Consider the following 15,481-nt stretch of genomic DNA (forward strand, 5'->3'; position numbering starts at 1 on the left):
GATGCGAGCGGCAACTTCTCAGTCGAAGTGCCAAACGCATTGGCTGAAGGGCCTTACAGCATTGAAGCGACTATTAGTGATGCGGCGGGTAACAGCACTGATATCACCGGCAGCGGTAACATCGATACCACCGCACCAAGTGTGAGTGTGGATGCACCAGCGCTCACCAACGACAGCACGCCAACTGTAACGGGCACCAGTGATGCACCCAACAGCACCGTCACGGTAACCTTTACCGATGCAGCGAACAACGTACAAACCCTAGATGTACAAACCGATGTCAACGGCAATTGGAGTGCGACACCAACCAGCGACTTAGCAGAAGGCAACTACAGTGTTAGCGCCAGCATCACTGATGCCGCTGGTAATACCGGTACAGGCACAGACAACGGCGAAGTGGATGTGACGCCACCGACTTTAGAGATCATTCCTTCGTTCTTACTTGGCAACCTAGTTTCTCTTTCTGGTGATTCTGATTTACCAGAAGGGTCAGTGGTCACCATTACCGAGTACCTTGTTGGCGGTGCTGTAGGCGCTACCTACACAGCAACAACGAATGCCGATGGCACATGGGGACTTGCCAACATAACAGTACCTCTGCTTAGTCTTGCGTATGTTACTGCAACTGCAAGTGATGCAGCCGGTAATGTTGTTACTGTCAACTCACTTGACTTTGATAATGAAGCACCAGCGCTTAGCGTTACTGTAGATGCATTATCGAATGATACAACGCCAGTGGTTTCTGGTACTACAGATATGGAGCAAGGAACCGAGATACAACTAACCGTTGTAGATAGTGAAGGTCAAAGCCAGCAGTTTACGGCCATTGTGCAGGCTAATGGAAGTTGGTCTGTTGAAGTACCAGCCGAGTTAGCGCAAGGGCAGTACACAGTTACCGCTGAGGTAAGAGACGATGTTGGTAATTTAACCTCTGAGCAAACACAAGGTGAAATAGACAGTATTGCACCCACGCTTAGTGTTAACCCTATTGACACAACTGCAGATACAACGCCAACCCTATCAGGCTCCAGTGATGCCATTGGAGCTGATGTAATAGTCAGCATTGACGGTCAAACTTTTGTTGCGGTAGTTGGTGTTGATGGCAACTGGCAGGTAGCGGTACCAGTTGCACTTACCGACGGTAATTATACGGCGCAAATTAATGTTGCAGACGATGCTAATAATATTACTAACACAACAATTGACTTAACAATTGATACCCAGATACCGATAGTCACTTTGGACGACATAACTGTGTTTAACACAGATACGCCAGTTATTAGTGGCACATCAACTGAACCTACTGGCACAAATGTAGATATTGTTATTACTGATAGTAATGGTGATACACACACGTTAGCAGCTACGGTTGATGTAGATGGTAATTGGCAAACAACAGCGCCTAATTTACCGCAAGGAAGCTACAGTGTTACTGCTAGCATTACTGATAATGCTGGTAATACTGGCTCTGCGACTGGAACAGGCCTTGTTGATACACAAGCACCTACTATTACCATTGATGCATTAGGTACAATTAATAACAGTACACCAACAATAACAGGTACCTCTAACGAGGGTGAGGGTACTTTAGTTACGGTAACAATTACTGATGGTGATAGCGTTGATACCTATACAACAACTGTGGGGAGTGGCGGACTATGGAGTGTTGATGTAACTACGCCGCTAATTGATGGACAGGTGACAGTCACAGCAAGCATTACCGATACTGCAGGGAACAGTACGCAAGTAGATACAACTGCTACGCTTAACACTAATGCGCCTACTATCAATATAAACACCATTGTTGATACAAACGATCAAACTCCAACACTTTCGGGTACAAGTAGTGCGGCTGATGGCGCTGAAATTACAATAGTTATAACGGATTTTAATAATGTTTCACACACATTAACTGCAACTGTGCTAAGCGGTGTTTGGAGTGTAGATGCGACAGATATACTTCCAGAGGGAGAGTTTACTGTTACTGCAAGCGTTACCGAAAATGGCTTAACAAGCAATACTACAACTAGTGGTGTTATAGACTTAACTGCACCAGCACTAAGTATTAACACGCTAATTACAGCCAATGATACAACCCCTACGATTTCGGGCACAACAACGGCACCACAAGGTGCAATAATTGTGATCTTAATTACTGATAGTTTAGGTGCTGAGCAAACAGTTAATGCCACAGTGGGAGCCAATGGCACTTGGTCAGTAGCTGTACCTACTGCACTTAGTGAAGGGGAATTCAGTGTAAATGCATCAACAACAGATACCGCAGGCAACCCTGTAAATACTAGCACTACCGGTGTGGTTGATATAACCGCGCCAGTGGTTAGCATTAACGATATTGTAGGCAGTACTGATTTAACACCTAGCGTGTCTGGCAGCGTAACAGGTGCAGCCTTAGGAGATGTGGTTGCTGTGGTATTTACAGACTTCCAAGGTAATGCGCATACTGTAAATACAACGGTGCAAGCCGGTGGGACTTGGTCAGTAGAGGCAAGTAATACTCTTTCACAGGGAGCATATTCAGTTGAAGTATTTATTACTGATAATGCCGGAAATACAGGTAGCAATACCACTAACGCTGATATAGATACAATTGCGCCAGAAATTAGTATTGATCAAAGTTCATTAATACTTACCCAAGACAGCACGCCATTAATTAGCGGCACATCAAACGAGCCAAATACAAACGTTATCGTTACGTTTACGGATTCAGTTGGTGCATCGCACCAAATTACTGTACAAACGGATGCAAATGGAGACTGGCAAGCCGCTGCCGATAACATTTTAGCTGACGGTGTCTACAGTGTTACGGCTACGATTACTGATAGTGCAGGAAATACCTCGGTAGATAGTAAAACGGGTGGCGAAGTAGATACAGTAGGGCCAGAGCTTACTATTGTGCCTTCGTTCTTGCTAGGGCAGCTCGTTTCTTTATCTGGTACATCTGATTTAGGTGAAGGCAAAACCGTTACGGTAACTCTAGAGCTTGCAGGTGATTTACTTGACTTAACATACGATGTTACCACCGATGCCAATGGTGATTGGGAATTACTAGGCCTGGCGGTTAATGTTATTGGCCTATCAGTTGTAGAAGCCTCTGCAACTGATGATGCAGGTAACACAACCACTATAACTACGGCTGATGTTGATGCGTCAACGCCATTACTTAATGCAGTGGTTGACTTTGTTACAGGTCAAGGGGATTTACCGATTATTAGCGGTACAACCGATCAAGCACCAGGCACCGAAGTACTTGTTGAAGTCATTGATAGTGATAACGTTGTGCAAGAACTCGTTGCGATAGTACAGGCAGATAACTCATGGGCAGTACAAGTTCCTCAATCACTTGCTGAGGGCGTGTTTACTGTAACTGTAAATGTATTAAGTGAAGTTGGGATCACAGCGACACAGCTAATTAGTAGTGTAGTAGATACCATCTCGCCAACACTTGATTTACAAGTAATTGGTACAACGTCAGATTCTACTCCAATCATTCAAGGAACCAGTGATTTAATTAATGGTGTGGTAGAGATTCAGTTAGACGGCGGCTCAGTACTAACCACAACAGTGAATGCAGCAGGTCTATTTTCACTAGAAGTCGATGCGCTGACTGAAGGGCAGCATGTTGCCAACGTGAGTATCACTGATGATGCTGGCAATGTAGTAACGCAAACGCTTGAGTTTGTTGTTGATACGTTAGTACCTGTGGTAAATATTTTACCGTTGAGCATTAGCAATACTGACATACTAACTATTTCGGGTACTTCAGAGGAAGCTCAGGGTACGGACATTGATGTAACTGTGGTAGATAGTAACGGCAACGCAACAGTATTTGATGCCCTTGTTGGGAGTGATGGCACGTGGTCGTTATTAACCACGAGTCTACCTGATGGTATATATAGTGTATTTGCAAGTATTACTGATGCTGCGGGTAATGTAGGCCAATCTGCTACTGAGCAAGTGACGATTGATACCATACCGCCATCGTTAGAAATAGATGCCTTTGGTGTACTTAACACGCTAACGCCAACTATTACTGGCACCAGTGACGAAGAGGCTGGTAGCTTAATTACGGTTAATATTACCGACTCTACAAACACACTTTATGAAGTTACTACAACAGTATTAGGCGATGGCACGTGGCTTATTGTTGCACCTGCACTTGCTGAGGGCGAATTAACCATAGAAGCCATTAGTATTGATGATGCAGGTAATATAGCAACGGTGACGCAAACGGGCGTTGTGAGCACCACTTTACCGAGTCTATTAATTAACCCAATAATAGATACAAGCGATACAACTCCTACTATTAGTGGTACTACCGATGTAATAAACGGTAATGTAGAGGTTGTTATTACAGATAGTAGTGGTAATGCAACAACCTATAACACTCAAGCTATTGCTGGTGTATGGACATTAATACCGACCACTCCATTAGCTGAAGGTGCGTTTACGGTTGATGCGACAGTCGAAAACTTAAACCTTACAAGTTCTACAAGCCTAAGTGGCACTGTTGATTTAACACCGCCAACAATTGAGGTTGACCAGTTATCCGTTACTAATAATCCGCTACCAACCATTACAGGTACAAGTGATGCACCAGCAGGTACAACACTGAGCGTGGTTATTACAGATGCTAATAATGATTCACAAACACTTACTGCCCAAGTTGCAGGCAATGGCACATGGTCAGTAACAGCGACTACTCCATTAAGTGAAGGTAGCTTTAGTGCTACAGCATCCATAAGTGATACTGCGGGTAACTCCGCTAGCGATACTATGGTGTCAAGTACAGACTACACAGCGCCAACTGTCGTCATAGACCCAATATCGGTAGGGCAAGATACTACGCCTACTGTTACAGGCTCAGTAACGGGAAGCTTCGCAGGCGCGTTAGTAGTCGTTATGTTTACTGATTCAGCGGGTGCCACTCACAGTGTTCAAACAACAGTTGGTCCTGATGGAACTTGGAGCGTGACCTCTGAAGAAGTACTTCCTGAGGGTAACTACAGCGTAGATGTAAGCATTGCTGATAGCGCAGGTAATACAGGTACGCAATCCACAAGTAGCGCAATTGACTCAGGTATTACAATTGACTCAGGGCTCGCTCTAACCGCGGATCAAAGTCCACTTGTTACAGGAACCGCTGGTGCTGGAGAAACGATATTAGTCACCTTTAGCGGCCCCATTGAGGTCACTAAGCAAGTAAACGCTGATGCATCCGGGGCATGGAGTGCTTCACCAGATACAGATTTAATTGATGGCGCATACACTGTAACAGCGGTAGCAACGGATACATCTGGCAATACAACTTCAAGCGGTAGCGTATCTGGGTTGGTTATAGATACCACACCAATTAACTTTACTGTTGAGCCTGAGTACTTACTTAATCTACTTGGTATAAGCGTATTAGTTGGTTACGAAGGTACATCTGATGGTGGAGAAGGAAGTAAAGTCTATATTGTTGACTCATTAGTTTTAGGCATTGATTTAGCGTTAACTTCAGCACCACATGCAGTAGTAGATGCACAGGGTAATTGGGATTCAGGAAACTTAGACTTAGGTGCTTTAGGGTTATTAGGTACAGGTCTTGAAAACACGTATTTCTACACTGTGGACGAAGCTGGTAATTACCAAGTTAAAAATGGTAATGATGTGTTTATAGAGTCCGGCAATATATATACCTCTGAATCAGGTGCTGGTGACACTATGCCTGCGTCATTTAGCGAAGAGTCAGCATTGGGTGATACGCAAGGTGAAGGTCTGTTGAGCACCGAAACCATCAACTTAGCAAACGCAGGGGCCATGACAAGTTCATCTGAGCAAGTTGTACAAGTAAGCGAAACAGAGCCACTTAATTTAAACGATGTAATTATTGACTCTGAAACAGAGCAATTGCTTGCATTAAATAACTTACTTGACGAAGAAGGCTCTGCAATTGCTTATAGCCCTGCACAAAGTGGAGGACGTGTTGATGAGGCAGCGCCAGCCGTTGATGTTCAAAACCAATCAGAGGAAATGATTAAACACTTAATTGAAAATGGTAACAATCAAACGGATATATAATACCAACCCGCAATAATACTTAATCATTTTGTGGGGCTAAACGTGTCGTTATCAGCGTTAAAAAATTCTCATTTAGAACAACTAAATAGCGAATTTTTTGCCTAGCTAACAACACGTTTTTCCAGCCTCAAAATAGATCACTTAATTACGCGGATTGGTATAAATGGAGTAACCACTTCAGTTAAATAACTGAAGTGGGGCACTAATACTCATTTTATTAAAAGGTGGTTTGTTTTACCTGAGAAACTTATAAAGCTGTTAGCGTTTTATTTAGCACGTTATAAAGGCTAAATATTTAAGACAACTGGTATTGTTTGGGTTAAATAGTAAACCTAAAAAAGCCCTTATTGAGACTTCAATAAGGGCTTTTTCAATAAATTTGGAAAAAGTAAAAACAGTTAAGCTTTTAGATTACGTACCAGCTTACTGTCGGTATTAACCACGCTACCGCCTTGATCGTAGGTCATACTAGTTGGGGCGCCTATTAAAATATCTTTAAGCTGTTTTACACTTAAGTGCGCTTGGCGGGCAGCGTGCGAGTTTACTTTATTTTGTTTTTGGCACTGCGCTAACTGCGCCTTAACTTGCGCTACTCGCTCAGTTACTTCAGGGGCATTTTCATGATTTGCAGCAAAAAGTTTATTCAACTCTTTATCAAGCTGCGTAAGCTTAGTTAAAAAAGACATTTTTTGTTGGGCAAGTTCTTTTAAACCTTCACCTCTACGAGAGGCAATAATACTAAGCTCTTCGTTTAACAGCGCATGCAACGAATCTAAGCAATTTACTTGTTCATTTAACTTAACGCTAATTAAACTATTGTGATCAGCCATATACGTTAAACTCAAAATCAGCCAAGTTTTTAGTCAGCTTTTCAGCATCGATTTGGTATTTACCTTCGGTAATCGCTTTTTTAAGCTCAGCAACTTTTTCACTGTCAAAGCCAGATGACTGCTGCGCTTTATCTTGCAGTGTTTTTAACTGCTGTGCTTGTGGTGTTAGACTCACTGAGTCACTCGCAGCTTTCGGCGAAGGGGTAGGTGCTGTCTGTGTACTTGCAGCATTATCTTTTTTAATATCAACTTGTTGCTGTTTAGCGTTAGTGAGCGCATTAGCTTGTTGATTACTGCCATTAACTTGATTAACCATAATAATAAACCTGTATATTACCCAACTTATGCCAAGTTATCGGCATATACATAGGATACTTTAGTATAAATCGAAATTAAATATTAACTTGCACAGACTCTACACCATCTACGCGTGCATTCAAAATTTTACCGGACTTTTTATTCTTAATCTGCACTTGTTCACCTAAAGTGCCATCTTCAAGTGCTATACCTGTTGTTTTTATCCTAAGTCCTTTAATACTCGCATAAATATTTACGGCATCGCCCTTACAAACCATGCAAATTTGATTAAGTAAAACGGGCATACCGCTGCGTATATTTCGTTTACTGCGGCTGCCAATAAGCATTAAAGGGTCATCTAAATATTGCACTCTAACAAATTGTGAAGGCTTCATTTGTACACTTAAATGAGACTCAGTAATAACCTCCCCACGGGCCAGGTTTTCCGTGGCAACCACAACGGGTGCCATTTTTACTATTCTTACATGAACATACTGAGTCCAGCTTTGCGCATCGTTACACTTTATTTGTACAGTCACCTGACGTGTAAATGGCGGCTCATTTGGCACAACCAACTCTGGGTCATTTTCGCACACTCTATCAGGAATACGGCTATCAAGCGCAAGCGCGGTGATCTCCACATTTTTCTCAAGAGGTACGGTAACTTGTTCAGCAATATGAGAAATTGCAATTTGTTGTAATAAATCTTTACTAAACACTTTTGCATGCAAAGGTGTTGCTAAGCAGAGGCTAGCAAGAAAATAAAAAACACTGTATCTTCTGACTTTTTTTAACAAACTCATAATGTTTCGACTATGCTTATGGTTTCAAACAGGGTATAAATATTTTGCGTCAAACTTTAGACGCTCCCGCGATGTTATGTAGCTTTATAAACAGAAAGCAATTATCGTTCCGCATTACTTGTTTTCTTTAGGAGATTTGAATGGCAGGCATTTTAGACTCAGTAAACCAGCGCACCCAGTTGGTTGGGCAGAACCGCCTAGAATTACTATTATTTAAGCTCAGAGGGCGTCAGCGTTTTGGGATCAATGTATTTAAAGTAAGAGAAGTACTGCAATGTCCTCCTTTAACGAGTATGCCAAAATCAAATGCATACATTCGGGGGGTTGCGCATATTCGTGGTCAAACTATTTCAGTTATCGACTTATCTATGGCCGTAGGCGGCCGCCCGATTGAAAATGTAAAAGATAGCTTCATTATAATTGCAGAATACAATCGTTCTGTGCAGGGCTTTTTAGTCGGCGGCGTTGAGCGAATTGTTAATATGAACTGGGAAAAAATAATGCCGCCCCCATCGGGTGCAGGGCGTTATTCTTATCTAACGGCTGTTACCGAAATTGAAAACGAATTAGTCGAAATTCTCGATGTAGAAAAAATCTTAAACGAAATTTGCCCGGTAAATACAGAGGTTAGTGCAGATCTGGCGGCCGATAGTGCTATACAAAAAGACTTAGGCGAGCGTATTGTATTTATTGCCGACGATTCAGCCGTGGCTCGTAACCAAGTAAAAAGAGCACTCGAGCCGCTTGGCGTGCAAACCGAGCTTGCAAAAAATGGTAAAGAAGCTTTAGTTAGGCTTAAAGAAATCGCCGAGCTTGATTGTAAAAATGATATTACTGAGCGTGTAGGTTTACTTATCTCTGATGTTGAAATGCCTGAAATGGACGGCTATACATTAACAGCAGAAATTAAAGCTGACCCTAAATTAGCGCCTCTACATGTTATTTTACACACTTCTTTGAGTGGTGTATTTAATCAGGCGATGATCGAAAAAGTCGGCGCGGATGACTTTATAGCAAAATTTAACCCAGATGAATTGGCAACAGCAGTTAAAAAATGGGTTCATTGTGATTAAGCAACAATAGGTGTTAATAATTTGAATAATAAAGATTTGCAGCAAAGTGACTACGATCAGTTCCGCTCTTTTTTAGAGCAGCAATGTGGTATTGTGCTAGGCGAAAACAAGCAATATTTAGTAAAAAGTCGGCTTGCTCCGCTTATGGCTCGTTTTAATGTTGAATCTTTATCACAGTTAGTGAGTAAAACGCTTGCCCCCCATGAGCGGCAACTTAGAGCCGCAGTGGTTGACGCCATGACCACAAATGAAACATTGTGGTTTAGGGATCAATACCCATTTGAGCTGTTAAAAAATAAATTGTTCCCTGAGTTCAAAGACACTCGCCGGCCAGTAAAAATTTGGTCAGCGGCCAGCTCTTCAGGTCAAGAGCCATACTCTATTGCCATGTCGGTTGCTGAGTTTCAAGCGCAGCAGCCGGGTGTGCTACGTATGGGCGCACAAATTATTGGTACTGATATTTCTAATACAATGCTCGATATGTGTAAAAATGCAGAATATGATGCGCTGGCATTAGCGCGAGGGCTCTCAGCAGAACGCCGTAAAAAGTACTTTATGGATAGCGGCAATGGAATGGCAAAAGTTGTCGATTCAGTCAGAAAGCAGGTGAGCTTTAGACATTTAAACTTGCTCGACTCTTATGCCTTAATGGGCAAGTTCGATATTATTTTTTGCCGCAACGTACTTATTTATTTTTCACCAGAGGTTAAAGCAAAAATTATTAGCCAGTTTGCCCAAGCACTAAACCCAAAAGGGTATTTGTTTTTAGGTGCATCAGAGTCAATGACTGGCTTAAGTAACGAGTTCGACATGGTTCGTTGTAACCCCGGAATCATCTACCAAAAAAAATAACGCCTCTTCCTTCCCATTAAAAAACGACGCTTTGTGCGTCGTTTTTTCTTTAATAACAACCTCCTATAAAAAAGTAACCTTATTCAAAACTACTGGCTTATTAATTGCTTTAACTTAGTTAAGTCAATTTTTTGGAGAATGTTATGGCTATCAGTTTTGATAAAGCATTAGGTGTCCATCCGCATGCGATGTTGATCCGCTCACAGCGGGCAGAAGTGCTTGCCACAAATATAGCGAATGCTGATACGCCTGGCTATAAAGCAAAAGATATTGACTTTGCCTCTGCATTAAAAGCGGCAAGGTCAACTCAGCAAAGCGGCAATAGCATGGTCACAACCAATGAAAAACACATTGCTGGCGGTACTCGCAGCGTAGGTGGTTCTGAATTATTTCGCACTCCAAATCAAGGAGATACAGGCGATGGTAACTCAGTTGATATACAGGTGGAACGAAACTTGTATACACAGAATGCGATGGAGTATCAGGCAAGCCTGCAATTTTTAAGTAGTAAATTTAAGGGCCTGAATAAAGCGCTCGGTAGTCAAGGGTAATAATTATGAGTTTATATAATGTTTTTGATATTTCAGGCAGTGGTATGAGTGCGCAAAATGTGCGCCTAAATACTACCGCGAGTAATATTTCGAATGCTAATACAATAAGTTCATCCCAAGACAAAACATACCGAGCTCGCCAACCTGTATTTGCTGCCGAGCTGACTAAAGCGTCTGCCTCAGCCAGTAACCCTCAGGGCTCCGCTGTTGGTGTTAAAGTGTTGGGGATTGTTGAGAGTAACAAACCACTACAAATTGAATATAACCCTAATCACCCAAGTGCGGATGAAAATGGCTATATCTATAAACCCAACGTTAATGTTGTTGAGGAGATGGCAAATATGATCTCTGCATCTCGCTCATATCAAACAAACGTGCAAGTTGCCGATGCAGCTAAGCAAATGTTAAGCAAAACGCTGTTACTTGGGCAGCGATAACCGAGGGTAGGTTATGAGTAACGATATTAGTACTAGTTCATCTTTTATGGACTCGATTACTTGGCAAGAGACTCAAGTAGCGACTTCCACTGAAGAGAGCGATGCGTTAACACAGGAAGATTTTTTCTCGTTGCTAACTCAGCAGCTATCGTATCAGGATCCGAGTAATCCGGCTGATAACGATCAGATGATTGCGCAAATGACTAATTTTACCATGGCGCAAGGTATCACAGATTTAAACACAAATTTTGAGTCGCTTGCCTCTTCAATGACTTCAAACTCTGCTTTACAAGCATCAACCCTGGTTGGTAAACAAGCGCTTTTAGAATCTAATACGCTTGAACTTGGCGAAAGCGGCGAGGCAAAAGGATCGGCAGTTGCTGAAGAAGCCGTTGATAATTTAAAAATTAAAGTCACAGATGCCTCTGGGCAACTGGTTAGAACTATCGATATGGGTTCGCAAGCAGCGGGGGCTGTGCGCTTTAGTTGGGATGGGAATAACGAATCTGGCGAACGCCTACCAGAGGGCGAATACACGATTACTGCAGAGGGCAGTACCAACGGCGAGTTTTCAAGCTTACCGGTAGCCACATTCAAAAACATTGAAAGCGTTAATATCAACGGCTCTAGTGGCATTATTATTAACACCAAAGAGGGTGCGGTTAGGTTGACAGATGTCGCAGAGATCGCATAACCATTTAAAAGTATTTCGCCTGCTAGCAGGCTATTAGATTAAAAGTTAGAGGTGAATTATGAGCTTTAATATCGCACTTACAGGCCTAGCTGCCGCTCAAAAAGACTTAGACGTAACAGCAAATAATATTGCTAACGTAAATACCACTGGTTTTAAAGAATCGCGGGCTGAATTTGCTGATGTATATGCTGCATCTGTGTTTAGCGCAGGTAAAACCAAAAATGGTGATGGTGTGCAAACTACCATGGTTGCACAGCAATTTCATCAAGGCTCACTGCAATTTACTAACAACTCGTTAGACTTAGCGATTACCGGCGAAGGTTACTTTGCAATGACCGATGATATTTCATCGCAAGATTTAACCTATACTCGTGCAGGTGCATTTAAGCTTAATCAAGACAATTTTATGGTTGACGCCAAAGGTAATTATTTACAAGCTTTTCCGGTTGATGCATCAAGTGGGGACACCACATCGGTAAGTCTAAGTACAACTAACCCAATTCAAATTCCTGATTCATCTGGTTCGCCTCGCGCTACAGAAAACGTATTTTTGTCATTTAATTTAGATGCAACAGCAGATGCTACAGGCCTTGCTTTTGACCCTACATCAAATGGTACGTATAACTCGTCAACGTCTACAACAGTTTACGACTCATTAGGTGAACCACATATTCTGCAATACTTTTTTGTAAAAGAAGAGGATGCCGCCTCGGGTGGTACTGATAACAGCTGGGAGGTATACGCAACCTTAGATGGGAAAGTTGTAGATGGTACATCAGGTGCAGAGCAAACTACTACACCTTATACACCGATTGCTACACTTGGCTTCGACTCTAGTGGTTTACCTGCGACAACCAACGGTATAGCAAATACTAACGCCACAACATTTGACGAAATTAATTTACCGGCAGGTGCAGGCACTGGTTTATCGTCAATGCTTGATAACGGCGCGACATTTCCAAGCACGGGTATTGAGTTAAATTGGCGCGATGAAAATAACACAGCAGGACGTATTCCCACTCAGTACTCAAGTGGTTTTGAAGTAAAAGCCCTTGACCAAGATGGCTCTACAGTCGGTCGTTTAGCGGGTATTGATATTGGCACAGACGGCAAAATTGTGGCCTCGTACAGTAATGGTGATTCAACCTACTTAGGGCAAGTGGCTATGGTACGCTTTCCAAACTCACAAGGTTTATCGCAAGTAGGCGATACCAGCTGGAAGCAAAGTATTGACTCTGGCGAGCCGGTAGCCGGTGAAGCAGGTTCGGGTACTTTTGGTAGTATTAATTCATCTGCACTTGAGCAATCAAATACCAACTTAACAAACGAATTAGTTGATTTGATTACCGCTCAACGTAACTACCAAGCAAACTCTCGAGCGCTTGAAGTTAACTCAACAATTCAGCAAAGTATTTTGCAGATTCGATAAGTTAACACTATTTTTGGTTAAGATTTTAAGGCTGCATTTTTGCAGCCTTTTTTATACCTAATACCACAAAAATAGCCTAGCTGAGCCGTTCAATACCTTCCTTATATTGCGTCAAATTTAATCTGGCACCTATTTTGCATTTATCAACTCAGAGATTTTTTATGTGAGTCGATGTTATGGACAAAATGGTCTACATTGCGGCCTCTGGCGCTAAGCAAAGCCTACAGGGGCTTGCACTTAAAGCCAATAATTTGGCAAACGCAAATACCACAGGTTTTAAAGCTGACTTCGCGCAAGCGCGTTCTATGCAAGCATTTGGCGAGGGCTTGCCGACCCGAGTGTTTTCTATGCAAGAGCGACCTGGTTCTAACATGACCTCTGGCGGCATAATAGAAACAGGGCGAGATTTAGACATTGCCATGAGCGATAACGCCTGGCTCGCTGTTCAAGATGAGTCAGGGAATGAAGCCTACACTAAAGTTGGTACGCTGAACATTACTGCACAAGGCATGTTAGTAACGAGCCATGGTCGTCAAGTTATTGGCGAAGGTGGCCCCGTAATTCTACCTGTCCCTATTGAAAAAATAAGCTTTAGTGCAGATGGCGCCATTCAGGTTCGCCCGCAAGGCGCACCAGCCAATTTTTTAGAAGAAGTAGACACGCTACGTGTTGTTGAAGGAAACAGCAGGCAGCTTGAAAAAGGTAACGATGGTTTATTTAGACCAGTACCTGGGCAAACCGTTGATACCTCTGAAAATGTAAAAGTATTAAGTGGTGCACTGGAAATGTCTAACGTTAATCCAGTTCACGAAATGGTCGATATGATCAACCACCAACGTCAATTTGAGTTACAAGTAAAACTAATGAAAACAGCTGAAGAGATTGACGAACGTCAAGATCAGTTGATGCGCATAGTTTAACTTTAAAATGAGGGCATACTTATGAATCCTGCATTGTGGATAAGTAAAACAGGGCTAGACGCTCAACAAACTGATATTTCAGTTATTTCAAATAATTTGGCGAATGCCAGTACCGTAGGTTACAAAAAGAGCCGCGCTATTTTTGAAGATTTACTGTATCAAAACATCAACCAACCTGGCGGGCGATCATCACAAGATACTGAGTTACCATCTGGCCTAATGCTTGGTGCCGGTGCAAAAGTGGTTGCTAACCAAAAAGAGTTTACGCAGGGCAATATGCTCACCACTGAAAACTCACTTGATTGGATGATCTCAGGCGAAGGCTTTTTTGAAGTGTTGCAACCTGATGGCAATATTGCCTATTCGCGTAATGGACAATTTACTACCGATGAAGACGGCCGCATTGTTACTTCAGGCGCTGGCTTTGTTGTTCAGCCCGAAATGAACGTACCGGATGATGCGCAATCAATTACGGTTTCTCAAGATGGTGAAGTATCTGTACGTGTTGCAGGGCAAGCCGATAATGTGGTGATTGGTCAGCTAACAATTAGCGACTTTATTAATCCATCTGGTCTTGAGCCAATTGGTCAAAACCTTTACACCGAAACGGCTGTTAGTGGTGCGCCTGTGCAAGGTAATCCAGGCGTAGAAGGGTTGGGTACTATTATTCAGGGCTCGCTTGAAACATCAAACGTTAATGTAACAGAAGAACTGGTAAACCTTATCGAAACACAACGTGTTTACGAAATGAATTCAAAAGTAATCTCAGCCGTTGACGAAATGATGAGCTACATCAATCAACAGTTATAATCGTGCACAAGGGGATAGTTATGCGTAAAGTTATTTTATTTGCTGCAGGCACCTTATTTTTAAGTGGCTGTGTTTCTACGCAAAATAGTGAAGTGGTTCAAGACGACCCATACTACGCTCCCATGTACCCAGAGCCCGTAGCAGAGCCCGTTGTTGCAACAGGTTCGCTATTTAATACCAACACATTTAATGACCTGTACTCTGATAAAAAAGCGCTTAGAACAGGCGATATCATCACCGTCAAGCTTGAAGAGTCAACACAAGCTACAAAAGCCGCAAAAACTGAAACTGACAAAGAAACCGACGCCAGTTTGGACCCCATTATTGGATTAGGTGGCTTACCTGTAAATATAGGTGGCGACAGTATTCAGTTTGGTATAGGTAGTGATTCATCATTTACTGGTGACTCTAAATCAAATCAGTCAAACAGTTTAGTGGGTGATATTTCTGTAAATGTTATGCGTGTTTTACCCAATGGTAACTTAGTTATCCGTGGTGAAAAATGGCTAACACTTAACACTGGCGAAGAGTTTATTAGGCTCGAAGGGCTAGTTCGCCCGCAAGATGTAAGCGCCGATAACACGGTTGAGTCGAATAGAATTGCGAATGCCCGCATTCAGTATTCAGGCAAAGGGCAAACACAAGAGGCGCAAAGCCCAGGGTGGTTGACACGTTTCTTCAGTAGCTCGTTATTTCCATTTTAA

At 42.5% G+C, this 15,481-nt stretch carries 13 protein-coding genes; 10 read left to right on the forward strand and 3 right to left on the reverse strand.

Going from position 1 to position 15,481, the window contains the following annotated elements; genetic code table 11:
- The first annotated feature begins 39 nt into the window (after positions 1-39).
- Complete coding sequence (locus AN393_RS10825) at positions 40-6,081, forward strand: Ig-like domain-containing protein (protein WP_235576198.1); 6,042 nt, start codon at positions 40-42, stop codon at positions 6,079-6,081.
- A gap of 398 nt (positions 6,082-6,479) precedes the next feature.
- Here the strand turns inward: AN393_RS10825 and flgN are convergent, their stop codons facing one another.
- The 3 genes from flgN to flgA all read right to left on the reverse strand — a co-directional run bounded on the left by flgN (position 6,480) and on the right by flgA (position 8,011).
- Positions 6,480-6,911, reverse strand: a complete 432-nt coding sequence (flgN, locus tag AN393_RS10830; protein WP_055018048.1) for a flagellar protein FlgN — start codon at positions 6,909-6,911, stop codon at positions 6,480-6,482.
- Positions 6,904-7,227 carry a flagellar biosynthesis anti-sigma factor FlgM gene (flgM, locus tag AN393_RS10835; protein ID WP_055016783.1) on the reverse strand — a complete coding sequence of 108 codons (324 nt, stop codon included), beginning with the start codon at positions 7,225-7,227 and terminating at the stop codon, positions 6,904-6,906. The genes flgN and flgM overlap by 8 nt, the downstream gene beginning before the upstream one ends.
- 76 nt (positions 7,228-7,303) lie before the next feature.
- Entirely contained in the window at positions 7,304-8,011 is a 708-nt protein-coding gene (gene flgA / locus AN393_RS10840; RefSeq protein ID WP_055016784.1) for a flagellar basal body P-ring formation chaperone FlgA, read from the reverse strand.
- Positions 8,012-8,151: 140 nt separating this feature from the next.
- Here flgA and AN393_RS10845 point away from each other — a divergent pair, with 140 nt between their 5' ends.
- The 9 genes from AN393_RS10845 (at position 8,152) to flgH (ending at position 15,481) form a co-directional block, all read left to right on the forward strand.
- Positions 8,152-9,084, forward strand: coding sequence for a chemotaxis protein CheV (locus AN393_RS10845; RefSeq protein ID WP_004588013.1), 933 nt, complete (start codon positions 8,152-8,154; stop codon positions 9,082-9,084).
- 21 nt (positions 9,085-9,105) lie between these two features.
- Positions 9,106-9,936: a protein-glutamate O-methyltransferase CheR gene (locus AN393_RS10850; RefSeq protein ID WP_055016785.1), complete on the forward strand. Its 831-nt coding sequence runs from the start codon at positions 9,106-9,108 to the stop codon at positions 9,934-9,936.
- A gap of 143 nt (positions 9,937-10,079) precedes the next feature.
- On the forward strand, positions 10,080-10,487 hold the full coding sequence (gene flgB / locus AN393_RS10855) for a flagellar basal body rod protein FlgB (protein WP_029773927.1): 408 nt from the start codon (positions 10,080-10,082) through the stop codon (positions 10,485-10,487).
- Positions 10,488-10,492: 5 nt separating this feature from the next.
- On the forward strand, positions 10,493-10,924 hold the full coding sequence (flgC, locus tag AN393_RS10860; protein ID WP_004588016.1) for a flagellar basal body rod protein FlgC: 432 nt from the start codon (positions 10,493-10,495) through the stop codon (positions 10,922-10,924).
- Between the two features lie 13 nt (positions 10,925-10,937).
- Positions 10,938-11,618: a flagellar hook assembly protein FlgD gene (locus tag AN393_RS10865; RefSeq protein WP_055016786.1), complete on the forward strand. Its 681-nt coding sequence runs from the start codon at positions 10,938-10,940 to the stop codon at positions 11,616-11,618.
- 58 nt (positions 11,619-11,676) lie between these two features.
- On the forward strand, positions 11,677-13,047 hold the full coding sequence (gene flgE / locus AN393_RS10870) for a flagellar hook protein FlgE (RefSeq protein WP_055016787.1): 1,371 nt from the start codon (positions 11,677-11,679) through the stop codon (positions 13,045-13,047).
- A 176-nt stretch (positions 13,048-13,223) separates the two neighbouring features.
- Complete coding sequence (locus AN393_RS10875; RefSeq protein WP_055018049.1) at positions 13,224-13,967, forward strand: flagellar basal body rod protein FlgF; 744 nt, start codon at positions 13,224-13,226, stop codon at positions 13,965-13,967.
- Positions 13,968-13,988: 21 nt separating this feature from the next.
- Positions 13,989-14,777: a flagellar basal-body rod protein FlgG gene (gene flgG, locus AN393_RS10880; RefSeq protein WP_004588020.1), complete on the forward strand. Its 789-nt coding sequence runs from the start codon at positions 13,989-13,991 to the stop codon at positions 14,775-14,777.
- A 20-nt stretch (positions 14,778-14,797) separates the two neighbouring features.
- Positions 14,798-15,481: a flagellar basal body L-ring protein FlgH gene (flgH, locus tag AN393_RS10885; protein ID WP_055016789.1), complete on the forward strand. Its 684-nt coding sequence runs from the start codon at positions 14,798-14,800 to the stop codon at positions 15,479-15,481.

Origin of the sequence: Pseudoalteromonas sp. P1-25, from assembly GCF_001401805.1 — a bacterium.
Taxonomy (GTDB): domain Bacteria; phylum Pseudomonadota; class Gammaproteobacteria; order Enterobacterales; family Alteromonadaceae; genus Pseudoalteromonas.

Excerpts from the sequence above, each read along its gene's own strand:
- flgN (WP_055018048.1), bottom strand. The coding sequence starts at position 6,911 with ATGGCTGATCACAATAGTTTAATTAGCGTTAAGTTAAATGAACAAGTA.
- flgM (WP_055016783.1), bottom strand. The coding sequence starts at position 7,227 with ATGGTTAATCAAGTTAATGGCAGTAATCAACAAGCTAATGCGCTCACT.
- flgA (WP_055016784.1), bottom strand. The coding sequence starts at position 8,011 with ATGAGTTTGTTAAAAAAAGTCAGAAGATACAGTGTTTTTTATTTTCTT.
- AN393_RS10845 (WP_004588013.1), top strand. The coding sequence starts at position 8,152 with ATGGCAGGCATTTTAGACTCAGTAAACCAGCGCACCCAGTTGGTTGGG.
- flgB (WP_029773927.1), top strand. The coding sequence starts at position 10,080 with ATGGCTATCAGTTTTGATAAAGCATTAGGTGTCCATCCGCATGCGATG.
- flgC (WP_004588016.1), top strand. The coding sequence starts at position 10,493 with ATGAGTTTATATAATGTTTTTGATATTTCAGGCAGTGGTATGAGTGCG.
- AN393_RS10865 (WP_055016786.1), top strand. The coding sequence starts at position 10,938 with ATGAGTAACGATATTAGTACTAGTTCATCTTTTATGGACTCGATTACT.
- flgE (WP_055016787.1), top strand. The coding sequence starts at position 11,677 with ATGAGCTTTAATATCGCACTTACAGGCCTAGCTGCCGCTCAAAAAGAC.
- AN393_RS10875 (WP_055018049.1), top strand. The coding sequence starts at position 13,224 with ATGGACAAAATGGTCTACATTGCGGCCTCTGGCGCTAAGCAAAGCCTA.
- flgG (WP_004588020.1), top strand. The coding sequence starts at position 13,989 with ATGAATCCTGCATTGTGGATAAGTAAAACAGGGCTAGACGCTCAACAA.
- flgH (WP_055016789.1), top strand. The coding sequence starts at position 14,798 with ATGCGTAAAGTTATTTTATTTGCTGCAGGCACCTTATTTTTAAGTGGC.